The organism is Natroniella sp. ANB-PHB2, from assembly GCF_046097105.1.
Lineage (GTDB): Bacteria > Bacillota > Halanaerobiia > Halobacteroidales > Halobacteroidaceae > Natroniella.
The window spans coordinates 227,200-242,921 of sequence record NZ_CP175562.1 but is presented as its reverse complement, the minus strand read 5'-3'; the positions used below and the strand labels follow the sequence as shown (position 1 = coordinate 242,921).

General features: G+C 31.6%; 17 protein-coding genes. 1 reads left to right on the top strand and 16 read right to left on the bottom strand.

Annotation, left to right across the window (positions count from 1 at the left end):
- Positions 1-103: 103 nt before the first annotated feature.
- A complete protein-coding gene (locus ACKF5P_RS01250; RefSeq protein WP_408955703.1) occupies positions 104-1,354 on the bottom strand; it encodes an RNA-guided endonuclease InsQ/TnpB family protein in 1,251 nt (416 codons plus the stop codon).
- Positions 1,355-1,481: 127 nt separating this feature from the next.
- On the opposite strand from ACKF5P_RS01250, the gene ACKF5P_RS01245 reads away from it, so the two are divergent.
- Positions 1,482-1,646 carry a ribbon-helix-helix domain-containing protein gene (locus ACKF5P_RS01245; RefSeq protein WP_408955702.1) on the top strand — a complete coding sequence of 55 codons (165 nt, stop codon included), beginning with the start codon at positions 1,482-1,484 and terminating at the stop codon, positions 1,644-1,646.
- A 549-nt stretch (positions 1,647-2,195) separates the two neighbouring features.
- Here ACKF5P_RS01245 and ACKF5P_RS01240 read toward each other — a convergent pair.
- The 15 genes from ACKF5P_RS01240 to ACKF5P_RS01170 all read right to left on the bottom strand — a co-directional run bounded on the left by ACKF5P_RS01240 (position 2,196) and on the right by ACKF5P_RS01170 (position 15,717).
- Complete coding sequence (locus ACKF5P_RS01240) at positions 2,196-2,510, bottom strand: flagellar biosynthesis protein FlgN (RefSeq protein ID WP_408955701.1); 315 nt, start codon at positions 2,508-2,510, stop codon at positions 2,196-2,198.
- A 66-nt stretch (positions 2,511-2,576) separates the two neighbouring features.
- Positions 2,577-3,926 (bottom strand): flagellar filament capping protein FliD, encoded by a 1,350-nt coding sequence (gene fliD / locus ACKF5P_RS01235; RefSeq protein ID WP_408955700.1) that lies wholly within the window; start codon positions 3,924-3,926, stop codon positions 2,577-2,579.
- Between the two features lie 283 nt (positions 3,927-4,209).
- Positions 4,210-4,584: a flagellar protein FlaG gene (locus ACKF5P_RS01230; protein ID WP_408955699.1), complete on the bottom strand. Its 375-nt coding sequence runs from the start codon at positions 4,582-4,584 to the stop codon at positions 4,210-4,212.
- A gap of 19 nt (positions 4,585-4,603) precedes the next feature.
- Positions 4,604-4,954 (bottom strand): flagellar export chaperone FliS, encoded by a 351-nt coding sequence (gene fliS / locus ACKF5P_RS01225; protein WP_408955698.1) that lies wholly within the window; start codon positions 4,952-4,954, stop codon positions 4,604-4,606.
- 26 nt (positions 4,955-4,980) lie between these two features.
- Positions 4,981-5,481, bottom strand: coding sequence for a flagellar protein FlgN (locus ACKF5P_RS01220; RefSeq protein ID WP_408955697.1), 501 nt, complete (start codon positions 5,479-5,481; stop codon positions 4,981-4,983).
- Positions 5,471-5,887, bottom strand: coding sequence for a flagellar export chaperone FliS (fliS, locus tag ACKF5P_RS01215; RefSeq protein ID WP_408955696.1), 417 nt, complete (start codon positions 5,885-5,887; stop codon positions 5,471-5,473). The genes ACKF5P_RS01220 and fliS (ACKF5P_RS01215) overlap by 11 nt, the downstream gene beginning before the upstream one ends.
- 65 nt (positions 5,888-5,952) lie before the next feature.
- The gene (gene fliD / locus ACKF5P_RS01210) at positions 5,953-7,629 is read right to left on the bottom strand and encodes a flagellar filament capping protein FliD (RefSeq protein ID WP_408955695.1); all 1,677 of its coding nucleotides are present in this window, start codon (positions 7,627-7,629) and stop codon (positions 5,953-5,955) included.
- Positions 7,630-7,958: 329 nt separating this feature from the next.
- Positions 7,959-8,444: a DUF2172 domain-containing protein gene (locus tag ACKF5P_RS01205; RefSeq protein WP_408955694.1), complete on the bottom strand. Its 486-nt coding sequence runs from the start codon at positions 8,442-8,444 to the stop codon at positions 7,959-7,961.
- Positions 8,416-9,468 (bottom strand): UDP-2,4-diacetamido-2,4,6-trideoxy-beta-L-altropyranose hydrolase, encoded by a 1,053-nt coding sequence (gene pseG / locus ACKF5P_RS01200; protein ID WP_408955693.1) that lies wholly within the window; start codon positions 9,466-9,468, stop codon positions 8,416-8,418. Before pseG ends, ACKF5P_RS01205 begins: the two co-directional genes overlap by 29 nt.
- 98 nt (positions 9,469-9,566) lie before the next feature.
- Positions 9,567-10,310 carry a cytidylyltransferase domain-containing protein gene (locus ACKF5P_RS01195; protein WP_408955692.1) on the bottom strand — a complete coding sequence of 248 codons (744 nt, stop codon included), beginning with the start codon at positions 10,308-10,310 and terminating at the stop codon, positions 9,567-9,569.
- A gap of 100 nt (positions 10,311-10,410) precedes the next feature.
- Positions 10,411-11,457: a pseudaminic acid synthase gene (pseI, locus tag ACKF5P_RS01190; protein ID WP_408955691.1), complete on the bottom strand. Its 1,047-nt coding sequence runs from the start codon at positions 11,455-11,457 to the stop codon at positions 10,411-10,413.
- 87 nt (positions 11,458-11,544) lie between these two features.
- Positions 11,545-12,540 (bottom strand): ATP-grasp domain-containing protein, encoded by a 996-nt coding sequence (locus ACKF5P_RS01185; protein ID WP_408955690.1) that lies wholly within the window; start codon positions 12,538-12,540, stop codon positions 11,545-11,547.
- Positions 12,541-12,567: 27 nt separating this feature from the next.
- The gene (locus tag ACKF5P_RS01180; RefSeq protein WP_408955689.1) at positions 12,568-13,266 is read right to left on the bottom strand and encodes a metallophosphoesterase family protein; all 699 of its coding nucleotides are present in this window, start codon (positions 13,264-13,266) and stop codon (positions 12,568-12,570) included.
- Positions 13,267-13,312: 46 nt separating this feature from the next.
- Positions 13,313-14,263, bottom strand: a complete 951-nt coding sequence (locus tag ACKF5P_RS01175) for an SDR family oxidoreductase (protein WP_408955688.1) — start codon at positions 14,261-14,263, stop codon at positions 13,313-13,315.
- A 14-nt stretch (positions 14,264-14,277) separates the two neighbouring features.
- The gene (locus ACKF5P_RS01170) at positions 14,278-15,717 is read right to left on the bottom strand and encodes an alkaline phosphatase family protein (protein ID WP_408955687.1); all 1,440 of its coding nucleotides are present in this window, start codon (positions 15,715-15,717) and stop codon (positions 14,278-14,280) included.
- Positions 15,718-15,722 lie beyond the last annotated feature (5 nt).

Sequence of the window (15,722 nt, the reverse complement as noted above, 5' to 3'; positions counted from 1 at the left end):
TTGAGTCTAAGTTTAAGCAAATCATTAAAAGTCGTGAACAACCTCCGAGACAAGCAACGGAGGCTTCAAAAGAAGTTTGAAGTTTAAGTTTCCTCCTAATTCATTAGGATATCCTTATTCTTTTAGGACTTGCCACAAGCCCATTATCCCTAATCTGCTTTAGCATTTTGGGAATACATTTATCTTTTAAGTATTTTCTCATTATATTTAAACTACCATTGACATCAGCATTGATTAATTTATTGCCTGTTTTGAATAGACCTCTTTTTATTCTTCTAGACTTATCGTAGTTAGATTTATTTAATTTTTCTAGATCTATTGAACTGCAACCTGATGTATAGCTTTCATTAATTTTAACAACATTGATACCTTCTAATTCAGCTTTATACTCAATTAATTCTACTAATCTTTGAATTGGTATTTGAACAAAAGATTTAAGGCTATTGCCTTGCTTAATATCCTTCAAATCTCCAATGGTGATAGTAGATACTTTGTGTTGAATTGCTAAGTCAATTATCTTTCTACTAGCTTTATGCAGATAGTCTTTGACATAGTTTCTTCTTTTTAGTCTAAGGTTTCTAATTTGCTTAGTATCTTTGACTTTGCTAGTACCTAATTGTTTCATTCTAATACTTTGAAGTTTAGCAATCTCTTTATTGAAATAACTATTCTTAGATTTAATAGTCTTGCCATTAATAATGTAGCTTTTAGAAGTATCTTTAAATGTTAATGTAGCCAAGTTATCCAAACCTAAGTCTATTGACATTATATTAGAGTTAGTGTTTTCTTTAACCCCTTTAACTTTATAGATAATCAGTAAATACCATTCTTTAGAAAGTTTATCTTGTTTAATCCTTACCTGTTGGATAGTTTCTAAATCTATAATGTTTTGAACTGCTAACGGCAATTCAATTTTAAGACTTTTCACATTAAATTCAGATTTTATCGCTTTAGCTAAGGATAATAGCAAATGATTATCTCTAACTCTAGTTGCTAAGTTAGTAAAGATTACCTCATTAGAGTTTGTGTCCATATTCTTAAACTTAGGTGGTCTAGGTTGACCTTTATACTTGCTAGGATTTTTCTTATAGTCTTTGATACTAGTAAAGTAACTTTTCCAATCTTGAGCTAACTGTTTTAATGCTTGTTGTCTATTATGACTATGCAGGAAATCATTATGCCAATTACTCTTAAATTGCTTTTCTAGTTGAGTATAGACAGGCTTTACATCTTCATTATTTCTGACTTCATAATTGACAATATTATATAACTTAGTAGTATGCCAACTTAATTCTTTAATTATCTCTAATTGTTGGTCAGTAAACTTAGGCTTAAATTTAAAAGCTAATCTCATAGTTTCACCTCCTTTTTATGTTGTTAACTACATTATATCATTATGTTGATATGTTGTCAACTATATGATATAATGATTTTAGGAGATTTATCACTCCGAATGAATTGTTGAGGAGGAGGTGTTCATTATGTCAAGAAAAGCAGTTAACACTACTTTAAATGAAGAATTATATCAAAAGATTAGAATATTAGCCTTAAAAAAAGGTTGTAATGCTAATGATTTAATTGAAGAAGGTATGACAATGGTGCTTAAAAAGTATGATGATAACCAACAAAATCAAAAGAATGTTTAATTTCAAGGTATCGAACCTTAAAATTAAAAGGCTCATTCATCCCCTAAGACGAGCATAAGGGGTTTTCTGAGCCTTTCCTATAAAACTAGAAGCTATTCACAACCTTTAAAAAACATAATTCCCTAAACAATAAAAAATTGCCCTTCGGCAATTGAAATTGATTCTAACTATGAACTTAAGGTTTATTTAACTTTTTAATCTTACTCAGCCTTAGACTCAAACTTAGACTTTATATACTTTTTACTCTTACTTAGCCTCAAACTAAAACTCAAACTTAAATTACGCACCCACCTAGCTGACCTGGTTTTTGCCCCCACACCCGCCTACTGGAGAATTCGCAAGATTTTCCCACTACTATCCCTCTCTAGATAAATTAATACTTATGTACAATTTTCCAGGTAGGACTCACTTCTAAGCCGCACCATGCTCAGTAGCTTCTGCTACCTTACGTGGATCGTTTCGCCTGCGACTGGCATCGACTTTCAACCACAGACCTAGATGAGTACGAAGTTTATTATATCTTGAAAAAAGAAGAAAATCAAGAGAAGTTTATTTACTCCCCTCACTGATCTTTTGATTCTCTTTTTCTAAGCTATACAGTTTCTGCAGCGTTGGCTTCAACTGCTTCAGCTTTTCGTCATCACTTTGAGCCATCAACTTCAGTTTATCTCCTTGGCTTAAATTAAACTTCAAATCAATACCTGCAATCTCATTTCTGATCTCTCGCTGCTTACCTTTCAGCTCTACTGTCTGTTGGCCCTGCTTTAGTATCTGTTGTTCTTCTTCTACTAGCTCCACTAACTCTTGATATAGCTCAACCTGCTTCTTCAACTGTTCTATCTTCTCTTTTTCTGATTTTAGCATTAAAATTCCTCCTTTAACTATTCAATTTTCAACCTAACAACTACTAACAAAATATTGCTTCAATTCCTATAATAAAGCTCCTAAACCACCTGCTCCTCCTTGAGCAGAAAGCCTTTGCCCTTGAGCTTCCATCTCTGCAATAGCCTGTTGCATTCTTGTAAATTGATCTCTCAATCTATTTTCTTGCATTTCAAGACGATCAAACTGTGTTTCGATATTATCATCTATTCTACTTACTTCACCCTGTAAAGTATCAATTCTACTATTTAAATAACCATCAAACCTATCAGTAGCTAAATCAATCTGCTCTTCTACCCTATTTACTATCCCATCTTCACCAGCAAATAACTCTTCTAATGCTTCTAGATCATTTTCAATTACATCATCTAAGTCATTACCCCAGCTTCTGCTACTAGTTGATAACCGGCCATCATCTTGAACTTGAATACCTACTGTCGATAAAGAATTATACTCGGAATCATAATCTTCACTTAAAGGACTAATTGCTGCATTATGAAGAGCAGTATCAATGCTTCTTAATGCAGAATTACCTTGTAATAACCCTTCTTCTCCACCATACTCTTCAATTAAATCTTGAAGTTGATTATAATCATTTACAAACTCCCCAATACTCTCTTGGATTCCTTCGCGGTCAACATCAACTACTAACTCAGTCTCACCTGTTCCTTCTAAATCGATTGTTACACCATCAACTATATTATCAAGGGTATTATCATTTGAACTAACACCCAATCCATTTATTTCAGCTTCAGCATCTTGCCCTTCTTGAATGTTACTAAATTCCAAGTCAACTAACTCTTCATTCTCACCTTCAACTTCAATATCATCGACAGTGACATTGAACTGACTATCTTCTCCAGTCTCTAAACTTTCAATTACTATTCGATCATCAACTACACTTGCTTCTACATAATCATTATCTTCAGCTTCATTAATTGTATTTGCTATATCTATAGATGTAACTGTATCTTCATCAGTTACATCTACATCAACATTAATCTCTTCACCAGCATTCCCTAGCTTTTCTATAGTGATTTCTCCACCAGTGTTAACCTCTCCTATTTGTTGATCAGATGCTTCCCGGTGCACTTGAGCTAATTGAGTTACATCAATATTATAATTACCTAAATCAGCATCATCACTAGCAGTAGCAGTTACTACCTCCTCATTACCACTCTGTGCTACATTGCCAAAGGTGTCATGATTGATTTGAGTTGCATTATGCTTGAATGTATCTAAGTGTTTATTAACTTCCTGTAAAGCATCTATCTCTTCATTGATCTCTTCCTGTCTTTGTTCCATATTGATGATCGGTTGCTGTTCCATCATCATGATCTGTTGAATCTGCTGTTCCATCTCTTGATTACCACCAACACCACCAGCGGACATTACCATAAAACACCCCTCCTTATATAAAACGTTTTTAGATATCAGCCATAAGCAGTCAGCCTTCAGCTAAAACTTAAAACCATCTAAAAATCATAGTTCTTAAATATAATAATATCTAACATTAAGCAAAAAACCATTATCTTTAAAGATAATGGTCTTTTATTAAAGTTAATACTATTTAACTATTGATTTAAAGAAAAGAAATAAAACTCCTCTATAAAACAATTAATTTAATTAAAACTTCAATCTTTTATCACATTTTCATCATAAAATAACTGTCTTCTGAAATTTAAATTTTTTCATCAATAATTAATCCTACCGCTTGCCTAATTCTTCCTAACATATCTAATACTTCTTCAGGAGGAAACTCCTTAATAACTTCATCATTTCTTATATCCATCAATTTGACCATCATTCTATCACTTTCTTCATGTAATTCAAATGTCAAATCCTTTTGAAAAGAATCCAAAGTCTCATTTAAAGCCTCTACACCCTCTTCTAAATTCTCCTTGGTAAACTCTCTTTCTTGCTCTTCAAAGTGATTATCCAACTCTTTATTAAGATCATGGCTGATAGATTGTTGAATATTCTCTTGTTGTGAACTATCCTTTCTAGAACTTACAGACTTAGCTGAATTAATACTATTAACCTCTGAAACTTTCATTACCCCCTCCTCCTTTCATTTAATTTAATTGTTCTTGAGCCTCTTCCCAACCCTCTTTTAAATCCATCAATAAACCAATTACTTCTTCTATAATTTCAGTATCCTTTCTGATATTAGCCTGAATTAAGCGACGGTTCATATACTCATATAAATTATTTAAATTCTCTGCTATCTCTCCGCCATTCTCCATATCTAAGGTACTACTCAATTCATTGATAATAGCTTGAACTCGATTTAGCTTTTGATTTGCATCTTCAAATTTTTTTTGGTAAAAGTCTTCTTTTGCAGTTTGTGAGAATTTAATTGCTCCATTATATAGCATTAATAATAGTTCTGCTTGACTAATGTTATTATCTAATTTTTTGTTCATAATTCCCTCCTATCGTAACAAAACCTTTAGCTTTTATCATCAATATAAGTTGAATGAATTCTAACTTGAGGATTATAAGACTTATTGACCTTGACCCCTTTTTTCACTTGGTTCATCTCTTGGACTAACTTATCTTTTTTGCTATTAATTAAAGTCTGATTTTCTTGGTCAAGTTGTTGTAATCTTTTAATTAGTTCAACTAAGTCATTTATAATCTCTTTTAATTCATCTGTAACAATATCAGTATCAAGAAATTCTTTTAACCACTCATCTTGACTTAGATTTAAACCTTTAATGATCCCTGCTTTATAAGGAAGTAACTTCTGTTCAACTTGCTCTATCTCTTTCATTACTCCATCTTTCTTAACTAAAAGCTCTTCTAATTGATCAAAATAATCAGATTCAAAATCATCAATTTCCGTAATGATTTCACGTTGTTCTTCAGTTAAACTAAAAAGCTTCTTATATAACTTCAGATCTTGACCATAAATTTCTATTAAATCATTTATAATTCGCTTAGCCTTCAATATTTATCTCTCCAGTTGCACTTGCTTTTTTCGTCTTTAATTTCTTAGAAGCAACTTCCCAGGCATCCTTTAGATCAGTCAATAGTTCAGCCACTTCATCTATGATTTCAGGATCTTTTCTGATATTGGCTTGAATTAAGCGGCGATTCATATATTCATAAAGACTTTCTAGATTTTCTGCTATTTTTCCACCTTGTTTATGATTTAAGGTCGAGGTTAATTCATTGATAATTGCTTGAGTTCTTTGTAGTCTATTATTCGTCAAGTCAAAATCTTTATCTTCAATAGCTGTTTTAGCTTGATTAGCAAATTTAATTGCACCTTTATATAACATGATCAATAACTGCTCTCTACTAGCAGTCTCATATTGAGCATTCTTATACTTCTGATATGGATTGGCAGTCATTTTCAAACCTCCTTTTAAAACTTAAATTATAGCTTTAAATCAAAATTAGTAATCATACTTAATTACTACATTAAACCCAGAGAACCTATTTGAGCAGATAACCAAGAACCTTGATTTTGCATCTCAGACAAGGCCTGTTCCATCCTACTAAATTGTCTAAAAAGCCTATCTTCACGCCTTTCTAACCTCATCTGGATTCGTTCTATATCATCATCAATATGTCTAACTGTACTTTCCAAACTATCAATTCGATTTCCTACATAACCATCAAATCTATCTGTAGCTAGATCAATTTGAGCTTCAACACGCTCTACAATTCCATTAGCACCCGTAAATAACTGCTTGATGTCACCTAAGTTATCTTCAATATTCTCTTCTAAAGTACTACTATTTACAGATAACTTTCCGTGCCTATCTATCTCAATCCCTACTAGAGAGAGGGCATTCTTCTCAAATTTTTGATTTAGATTTAAGCCATCTAATACTTCTGTATCACTACCAGATAGATTGACAGGTTCACTAAGGTTACTATCAATCACTAAGTTATTACTTTCAATATCAATAGTACTTAACAATTCGCCACCATCTTTTACTAATAGTTGCTCATCATCATTAAATTCTACATCTAATCCAGTACTCTGCCCTTCAATCTTCTCCAGTAAGTTATCGACAGTAATACTATCATCAAATTCAAATGTCAACTCCTTACCTTCGGCAAATTCAATCTGCAAATTACCTGCTGTCGGCATGCTTGAATCACTCAATCTATCGAGAGAGCTCAGTGTTGTTGAAGGATACATAATACTATTATACAAATTAGAAGTAATTCGATTTAAGGTAGCATCACCTTGTAAAATTGCTTCCTTACCACCATATTGATCCAATCTATCCCGTAAAGAGTTATAATCACTGACAAAAGCATCAATTGCTTCTCTCATTCCTTCAATATCAACTTGAACTTCTAATGTCGAACTTCCTTTATCTTTTAAATCTAAGGTTACTCCTTCAATTACGTCATCTATTTCTCTATCAGCTCTTTCTATCTCTAAACCATTGACTGTAAAGATAGAATCAGCTGCTTGTTGTAATAAAGGATTAAATGCTTCTTCATCTTCAGTTTCTTTAACATAACCACCTTCAAGCTCCAAACCAAAAGTACCTAAAATTACTCCATCTGTCGCATCAAAACCAATTCTGTTTTCTGCTCCCATATTATCGCCAGCAATTACTAAGCGACCATCAACGATACTAGCAGTTACTTCAGCATCATCGATATCATTAATCTTATCTCTGATAGCTGTTACGCTATCTCCATCATTGATAGTTATATCTTGACCATTAATATTTAATGTTCCTGTTTCTATCTGATTTCCTTCTGCATCTTCACCTAAATCTATTCCATCTTCACCTATCTGCTTTGTAGCTACCCGCTCTACTACTGCCAACTCTGTAACTTCAATCTCATAAGTTCCTTCTGCAGCTGTAGATCTAGCACTAGCAGTCAATACCTCTTCATCACTACTGTTGGCCCCTATCTCATCAAAGACATCTTCTAAAGCAGAAGCCTTATTTTTAAAACTGTCAAGACTACTATTAACCTTTTGCCAAGCGTCAACTTGATCATTTATATTCTCTTGTCTTTCTTCTAAGTTTCTGATCGGTGCCTCTTCTAGATACATCAACTGTCTAACCATACTATTAGTATCAATTCCACTGGCAAGTCCACCAAAGGAAGTACTCATTTTACTTCACCCCTCTGTAAAAGCCAATCGACTATACCAGTGACTGGCTTAATTAAATTTTTATTTAGAATATTTTATCTTTACTAACTTCTTGTAACTTATTATCGGTAAAATCAACTATTTATTAATGCAACCTAAAGTCTATATAACTTGATTAAGTTAGATTAAATACCTATGACGATTATTTTCTTGATTTAAGCTCTAGTTTTTGCCATTAATCAGACTATTTACCTAATTGAAGTGCTTGAATAAACTTTTACTTTTTTGGTTGACGCTCTGAACAACCAGGAAATTTATATTATGATTTGACTAAGAATTTATCATCAATATCACTTCCATACTGGTTCAACCTCCTCTTTAAAATTTGGCCCTGTTATTAAGGATAATTTAGGTGCTGTGTGAAGGTGCTTCTTTAACTCTTCTAAACTTAGCTTCTTATCAACGGGAATACTATAGTTAACTACATGTAAATTATGCTCTGCAAAATCGACTATCTTCTCCCCTGTTGGCCCTTTTAACCAAGCTTCATTAATTCGCCACTCTTTAGGGATCTCCCAATTAAGAACTTTTGTTCCTGTCTTTACACTAAATCTTTCTAAAAGGATATATTCATTTAGAATATCGAGTGACTCTCTAAAACCTGGCCCGGTTATACTACGGCAAATAGGGAATAGTTTATCGAATAGTCTATCTAATTCATTGATTTCTGCTTCTTTGTTAATCAGTTTCTCCTTTCTTTGTTCAGTGTCTGTAGTCTGTGCCTGTGTCTGTAAAAGTCTAAAAAATTTACAGGCACGAATCACTGACACAGACACTAATTATCTCCTCCGCACACCTCTCTGCACCCTTTCCATCAACAATTTCTTGTCCTTTTTTACTCATCTTATATCTTAAGTTTAGGTTGTTTATCAAATTTGTTAAGTTATCTATTAATTTTTCTTCTTTACTTTCATCCCAAAAGCCTAAATTAATAATTAACCCTTCCTCTGCCATAGCTTCAGCAGCTAAAACTTGATTCTCTGCTTGAAGTAAGACAATAGCAGGTGTTCCCGTAGCAGTAAGCTCATATAAGGTACTACCCCCAGCAGAGATAGCTAGATCACTATCCAGCATTAACTTACTCATCTGCTTAATATTAAAATGAAGTGTAACTTCTAAATTGCTCTCCTTTACTTTTTCAACTATTTCAGCTAGGTTATTAAAGGCTGGCCCAACAACAACATCAATCTTTATATTGTTAGCTATTAATTTATCTTCAATTTTATTTAAAGAACCTAATATTTGTGGAGTTAAATTTAGAGGGTCACCTCCTCCAAAGGTAACTAATATCCTCTTTACCCCTTCATTATCAAGTACAGTTTTAGATATATTAGTAAATTCATTACGTAATAGAGTATAATCTGTTCCTAATAAAAACTCCGTCTTTCCAGTTAGAGATTGATAGTCACGCTTAGGTGCATAAATATTGCCATTAATCACGATATCAGAGGGAAAAGCAAAAGGAGCAAAATCATGAATCGAAACAAGTTTAGCAACTTCTTTTTTCAGCTCAGTTAAATAATTTTGATCAAGCTCATAGGAATCAGTAATTAAAATCTCTATCTCCTTCTTTATGATTATCTCCTTCACTCTTCTAATCTCAGCCTGATAATCTAAATTATAGTCAATTGTTATAATTTCAAAACCTTTTTCTTCTAATAACTTAACTACACTAGAATCTTCTTTGATAATAAAACTAAGCTCTACATTCTCAGAAAAGGCATTAGCTAAAACCATACAACGCATGATGTGACCCATCCCAATATCTTTCCCGCCATCTGCTCGAATAGCTGCTTTCATTTTTATCAACCACCTTGTGATAGCTGTCAGCTTTCAGTCATCAGCTATCAGTACTAAAAACTTAACTGAAGGCTAAGTGCTAATAGCTGATAGCTAAATTAAACTTTTTTCTGCTCAACATGAGTATTTATCTTAGCTAAATTAGGATTCTCATCTAATAACTTAATTACATTTCGAATATTAATTATTTCTCCTTCTTGATATAATCTTTTATAAATTTCTTTAATTAGCGTAAAGTCATCTTCTTCATCAACACATAAACGATAATCTCGATTGAATTCTGAAGATGCTTCCTTTATACCAATCTTAAACTTTTCAGGATGACGGTAGATATATAAGGTAACATGCTCCCGATAAGGATTATCTTTTATATCATCATTTACAGCTTGTTCTACCTTTAATAACGTATCTACAGAACAGACCTCTGTTCCAAATCCTCGTGGATAACCTTTAAGTCTCATATAATCAAGGTCAGAACTTTGAAATTCACTAACTACTTCATCAATTGTAACTGGATCTACTAACGGACAATCACCAGTTATTCTAACTACTATATCAGCATTATACTCTTTAGCTGCACCTATATAACGAGATAGTACATCAGCCTCAGAACCACGATAATGATCCACACCTTCACTTTCAGCAATTTCTACAACTTTATCATCAGCTTCTTTAATACTAGTAGCAAGCACTATCTTATCAAGTTCTTTAGCTGCTTTCAATCTATCAATTGTATGAGCCAACATTGGCTTATCAATAAGCTCCTTAGCTACTTTGCCCGGCAAACGGGATGATCCCATTCTAGCTTGGACTATCGCTACTACTCTTTCGTTGTTATTCATTTTTCCGACCTCCTTTTTTAGCTATCAGTCATCAGCAATCAGCTGACAGTTAAGAACTTAATAATTTTGGTATATATAGCTGAAGGCCGACAGTTGATAGCTATATTTTTTCCCATGTTAATGGCTCGTTAGCCTCTATATCAACCTTAGCCTCCCGACCAAGTACTAAATCATAATACTTAGGCTTAAGGCCATGTCCTGGCCTAATTATTCTAATATTATCTTCCGTTAATTTTTGACCTTTCTTTATACCTTTAACAACAAAGATTGATTTTCTTGATCTGCGACTTATCTCCTCCCTTTCTGATAACCCATAACTAACTTCTCCTACTGCTTGTTCAGCCATCCTAGTATCCTCTACCATCTTCTTAAATTCAGCTGGTTCCATGGAAAATGAAGAATCTACACTAGCATTCTCTCTACTTAAACAGAGATGCTTTTCAATAACTTTGGCCCCTAAGGTAACAGCAGCTACTGCTGAGGCTGAACCTAATGAATGATCTGATAGACCTACAGGGACTTTAAAGGTCTCTTTTAAGTGCTGAATAGTCTTTAAATTCATATCATCTAGTACAGCAGGATAGGCACTAGAGCACCATAAAAGGCACAAATCTTCATTTCCTTGAGACTTAACTGCTTCTACTGCTTCTTCAATCTCACTTAAAGTAGCCATTCCCGTTGACATAATAATTGGCTTTCCCTTTGAAGCAATATACTTAATTAAAGGAATATCTATAATCTCAAAAGAAGCAATCTTATAAAATCCCACTCCTAAACCTTCTAAAAAATCAACAGCAGTCTTTTCATAAGGAGTTGAGAAAAAATCAAGCCCTAATTTTTCCGCTTCCTCTTTTAAGTCAGCCTGCCATTCCCAAGGGGTATAGGCTTTTTCGTATAGACTATATAAATTCTCCCCTTTCCAAGTTCCTTTTTTAAGCTTGAAATATTCTTTATCAGAATCCAAAGTCATAGTATCAGCAGTATAAGTCTGAATTTTAATACAGTCTGCTCCTGCTTCTTTAGCAGCATGGATTATTTCTTTGGCTCGTTCAAAATTGCCCGCATGGTTGGCCGACATTTCAGCTATTATGTAAGTTGATTGTTTCTCACCTATTAAGGTATTACCTAAATTAATAGTTTTATTCATTAATTTTAACCTCCGCTCTGTAAATATGTGTCTGTAGTCTGTGTCAGTAAAATCAAATAAAATTTTTAATTCAACATATATAGTTATCTAATATAATCTCATCTTAAAATCAGTGTTATCAATTGTTGCTTTAGAGTTATCTTTATAAACAATATACTCTTGCCAACCCTTATATATCTTCGTTCCTGCTTTAGCAGGTTCTTGTTTTTCTAAAGGGTTATTAAAATAATCATCGACACTCCAAATGACATCTTCAAAACCAAGCATATGTCTAAATAAAACTGTACTACTATAACGAGCATTTATTTCAAAGATAACTGGCCCTTTTTTAGTTAATCTTAATTGAACATTAATACTACCTATTAAATTAAGCTTTTCTGCTACTACTTTTAATAATTTAGATATTTCTTCATTAACTACAACTTCTCCATAATTGGTATAACCTCGAGATAAAGTTCTATTAAAAATAATTGTCCTTACCTCACTTTTTTTTGTCCTAAACACCCCACAAGTATATTCCTCATCATCTGGAAGAAGATACTCCTGAAAAATAAATTCTTCACTATAATCCTTATATGTTTCATAATCTTCTTCATATATGATCTTTAAGTTTTTACTTCCTCGACCAAAAATATCTTTCAATATACATGGAAACTCTTTTGGTTTTCCATCACTTGCTTTTATAGTCCAGGCATATGGTAAATCATTTTCTTTTAAAAACTCTTGAGTCAAAAATTTATCATTAGCAATCTTCATTGCTTTAAAATTAGGCCTTATTAACCCTACATTAGCAATTTTAGTAATTTTATTTTTATAAAAATAGTTTAATTCTGCTTCTGAAATGGGGAAAATAAAATCAGGCTTATATTTATTTATAACTTCTTTTAACTCTTTCATATAATTAGGCGAAGTTGCTTTTGGAACTACTTCACATATATCAAAAATAAGATGCCCAGCATGTTTATCATAAATATCGCAACCAATAACTTTAATATCTTTATAATTCATTTTAATAATTTTTCCAACAGACTGACCAATATCGCCTCCACATCCTGTTACTAAAATAGTTTGTGGTTTTTCCAAATTTTATACCTCCAATCTATATAAATTCTATTCTCTATTTAAAACATCAACTAAATATTTATTATCAAAATCAATTCTTTTTACTTGCTCTAATAATTTTTCTTTATCATAATAAGTTTTCTTTATCATATATCTATTTTTTTCTAAATCTAAAAAAGCCCAATTAGCAACTCCCCCAGTTTTTCGATTTTGACCGACAGAACCAGGATTGATTAGGGTTTTATTATTATATTCATAGATAAAAGGGTAATGAGTATGACCAATAAAAACAAAATCAGCCTCATATCCTAAAGCCCTATTTTTCAACTCATCTGGACTATCAGGATAAATATATTTACCTTTATCCCATGGTGAGCCATGACATATTAATATCTTTATTCCCTTAAACTCTAATAAATTTTTATCAGGAAGATTAATTAGATAATCAATTTCTCTAACAGAAAGCAACTTTTTAGCATATTCAATACCTGAACCATATTTCATCTTGATCTCTAATGCTCTTTTCCTATTTTTAAGCGATTCTTCTAGCAAAATTTCATGATTTCCTTTTACCATTTCCTTATCATAATTTTTTATTAATTTAAAAATAACATCAGCATTATAATAATAACCTACATAATCTCCTAAAAATAATATCTTATCAATATTTAAATCATCGGTTTCTTTTAATACAGCTTTTAAGGCTATATCATTAGCATGAATATCTGAAAGAATTGCTATTTTCATATTAAATTACTATCGCTCCTTATTATCTCATATAATTAAGCAAATTCTATCTATTTAATACAAATCCTATCTTATTCATTTTTATATCCTCTAAATTTACTTCCTCAGCAGAATACCATTTATAGGCTTTTTCTAATCCTTCTGTTAACTTAATTTTAGGTATATATAATCCATCTCGCTCTAGTTTTTCCATACTTAATAAATATTCAATATCATTAAATGGAAAGAAACTTCTTACCGCTACACTTAAATTACGATAATCTATTTTTTTAATCTCTATATTTTTCCCTACAACTTTCATACAAGTTTCAAGCAAATAATTCCATGATACTTTTTGAGAATTAGCTAAATTATAAGCATTACCTATTGTTTTATCAGAGTGAATTACACTTGCAAAAACTTTTACTAAATCTTTAATATGGATAAATTGATTTTTAGAATTTCCAATTGGAATCGGAATAGCTAAGTTATTTTTTATCCTATCAAAAAAATAAGCCTCCCTATATATATTATTCCCTTCACCATAAATATAAGCAGGTCTAAAAATAGTAATTGGAAAATTTTCTTTTTTATATAGGTTAAATAAATAATCTTCTGCCTGTTTTTTATTTAATCCATAATCTCCCCAATCTTGATTAAATCCTCTTGGATAATTTTCTTTTATAATCTCTTTGGTATATTTATAAACAGCTATGGAGCTACAAAAAATATAATTCTTTAATTTATTTCTATTTAAAACTGATGTTAATAATTGAATATCTTTTTTAGTATAAGCTGAAATATCGAAAACCACATTATAATGTTTATCATTTAACTTATCTTTTAAAGAACTTCCAGACCTTCTATCTCCTTTGATATGATTTCTAACTCCATCATAATTAAGATCTTTTTTACCTCTTGTAAAGATATCAACTTCATAACCTTTACTTATTAAATGTTTTGCAATTGAGCTACTAACAAACTCTGTACCGCCCATTACTAAAACTTCTATTGTCACCAACCCCTTAGACTTCATTTGCTAATACTGATGTAGCTAAACTGATCTGTCATCCTATTTCTGTAACTAATAAAAACCTTATCATATTCCTCTAACTCTTTAAAATCTAATTCAAAATCATCTACTATTATAAAATCATCTATCCGTGGATTCCCTGAAAATATATTCTTATACTTTTCTTCTCCAAAGATAGTTATTTTAGCGAAACGATGATCTAAAAAGACTTCATTAATAACTCGATTAAATTCAGACACTTCCATATCCTGAATAATTGCTATATTTTCTCGCTTAATCTTATCTTTAGTCAATAGTTTTTCTTTATTTATAATTTCTTTATCTTTAAATATATCTAAAACATATCCTTCTCTACCTTTAGGAACTTTAATATCAAATAACTCTAATAATGTAGGATAAAAATCAATAGTCCTCATCTCTTCTAGTTTACTAGGCTTTATATCTTCACCTGTTGCAATAAAAGAGCCTTTAATAGCATGTATTCCAGACATAATCCCTTTATTTCTAGCCTTAGTAATAATTTGACCATTTTCAAGCCAAATAGATTTATCTCTCCAGCCAAAAGATTCCTTTTGAATTTTAGTAGATGTATTAGGAAAAAAATCTGCTAAAGCTTTAATCCCATGATCAGACATAACAATTATGTTGTTAGGATTTAACTTCTCAATCATTTCACCTATAAAATTATCTACTACCTTATAAGCTTCTATTATTACTCTTTTCTTTGGGGCATGCATCTGGAAATGAGCTAAAAAATCGATTATGGCTGTATAAAAAAATAGCAAATCAACTGGTCTATGTTCCTGCATGTTAATAATATTATCTTTATAATAGTTTAATTCTTTTTTTAAATAATCTACACATTCTTCAAAGTAATCATCAGTTAATATCTGATTGATTAAATCAGGATTTTCTAGTAATTCATCCCATGAAAAACCAAAATCTTGAGCTTTTCTAGGCATTGGTGGATTCTCAATATTACCACTAATATATTCTTTTAATTTTTTATCTTCTTCACAAAAAAGGGGTTTAGCACTTCCCAAAGGATCATTTTGGTTATCTATTTCATAATTAGGCTCCCCACCAATCATATATCCATCTATTTTTCGAGTTGGTGTTGTATTTAATCCTTTCCATAGACCTACAGTAACACCTTTTTTATTTAATAACTCCCAAAATGGTTTCTTATCTGCATAATCTTCTCTTCTTGGTGTTCTATCATAAACCCTGAGAATATTACCAATTATTCCATGTTGCTTAGGAGTTAAACCTGTATATAAAGAAATCCAATTGTCACTAGATCCATATCCATAAGCATAAGCATCATAATCACCATAACATCCCTTTGAAACTAAATTTTTAATATTAGGCAATTTGTTTAAATTATTGAAAATAACATCTGGATCCATCGCATCTATTCCTAAAATAAGAAGTTTCATAAAAT

Bases quoted from the DNA above. Each gene is read 5' to 3' on its own strand.
- ACKF5P_RS01170 (WP_408955687.1), bottom strand. From the start codon at position 15,717: ATGAAACTTCTTATTTTAGGAATAGATGCGATGGATCCAGATGTTATT.
- ACKF5P_RS01250 (WP_408955703.1), bottom strand. From the start codon at position 1,354: ATGAGATTAGCTTTTAAATTTAAGCCTAAGTTTACTGACCAACAATTA.
- fliS (WP_408955696.1), bottom strand. From the start codon at position 5,887: ATGACTGCCAATCCATATCAGAAGTATAAGAATGCTCAATATGAGACT.
- fliD (WP_408955700.1), bottom strand. From the start codon at position 3,926: ATGGTAATGTCCGCTGGTGGTGTTGGTGGTAATCAAGAGATGGAACAG.
- ACKF5P_RS01240 (WP_408955701.1), bottom strand. From the start codon at position 2,510: ATGCTAAAATCAGAAAAAGAGAAGATAGAACAGTTGAAGAAGCAGGTT.
- ACKF5P_RS01195 (WP_408955692.1), bottom strand. From the start codon at position 10,310: ATGAATAACAACGAAAGAGTAGTAGCGATAGTCCAAGCTAGAATGGGA.
- fliS (WP_408955698.1), bottom strand. From the start codon at position 4,954: ATGAACAAAAAATTAGATAATAACATTAGTCAAGCAGAACTATTATTA.
- ACKF5P_RS01230 (WP_408955699.1), bottom strand. From the start codon at position 4,584: ATGAAAGTTTCAGAGGTTAATAGTATTAATTCAGCTAAGTCTGTAAGT.
- pseG (WP_408955693.1), bottom strand. From the start codon at position 9,468: ATGAAAGCAGCTATTCGAGCAGATGGCGGGAAAGATATTGGGATGGGT.
- ACKF5P_RS01245 (WP_408955702.1), top strand. From the start codon at position 1,482: ATGTCAAGAAAAGCAGTTAACACTACTTTAAATGAAGAATTATATCAA.
- ACKF5P_RS01180 (WP_408955689.1), bottom strand. From the start codon at position 13,266: ATGAAAATAGCAATTCTTTCAGATATTCATGCTAATGATATAGCCTTA.
- pseI (WP_408955691.1), bottom strand. From the start codon at position 11,457: ATGAATAAAACTATTAATTTAGGTAATACCTTAATAGGTGAGAAACAA.
- fliD (WP_408955695.1), bottom strand. From the start codon at position 7,629: ATGAGTACTTCCTTTGGTGGACTTGCCAGTGGAATTGATACTAATAGT.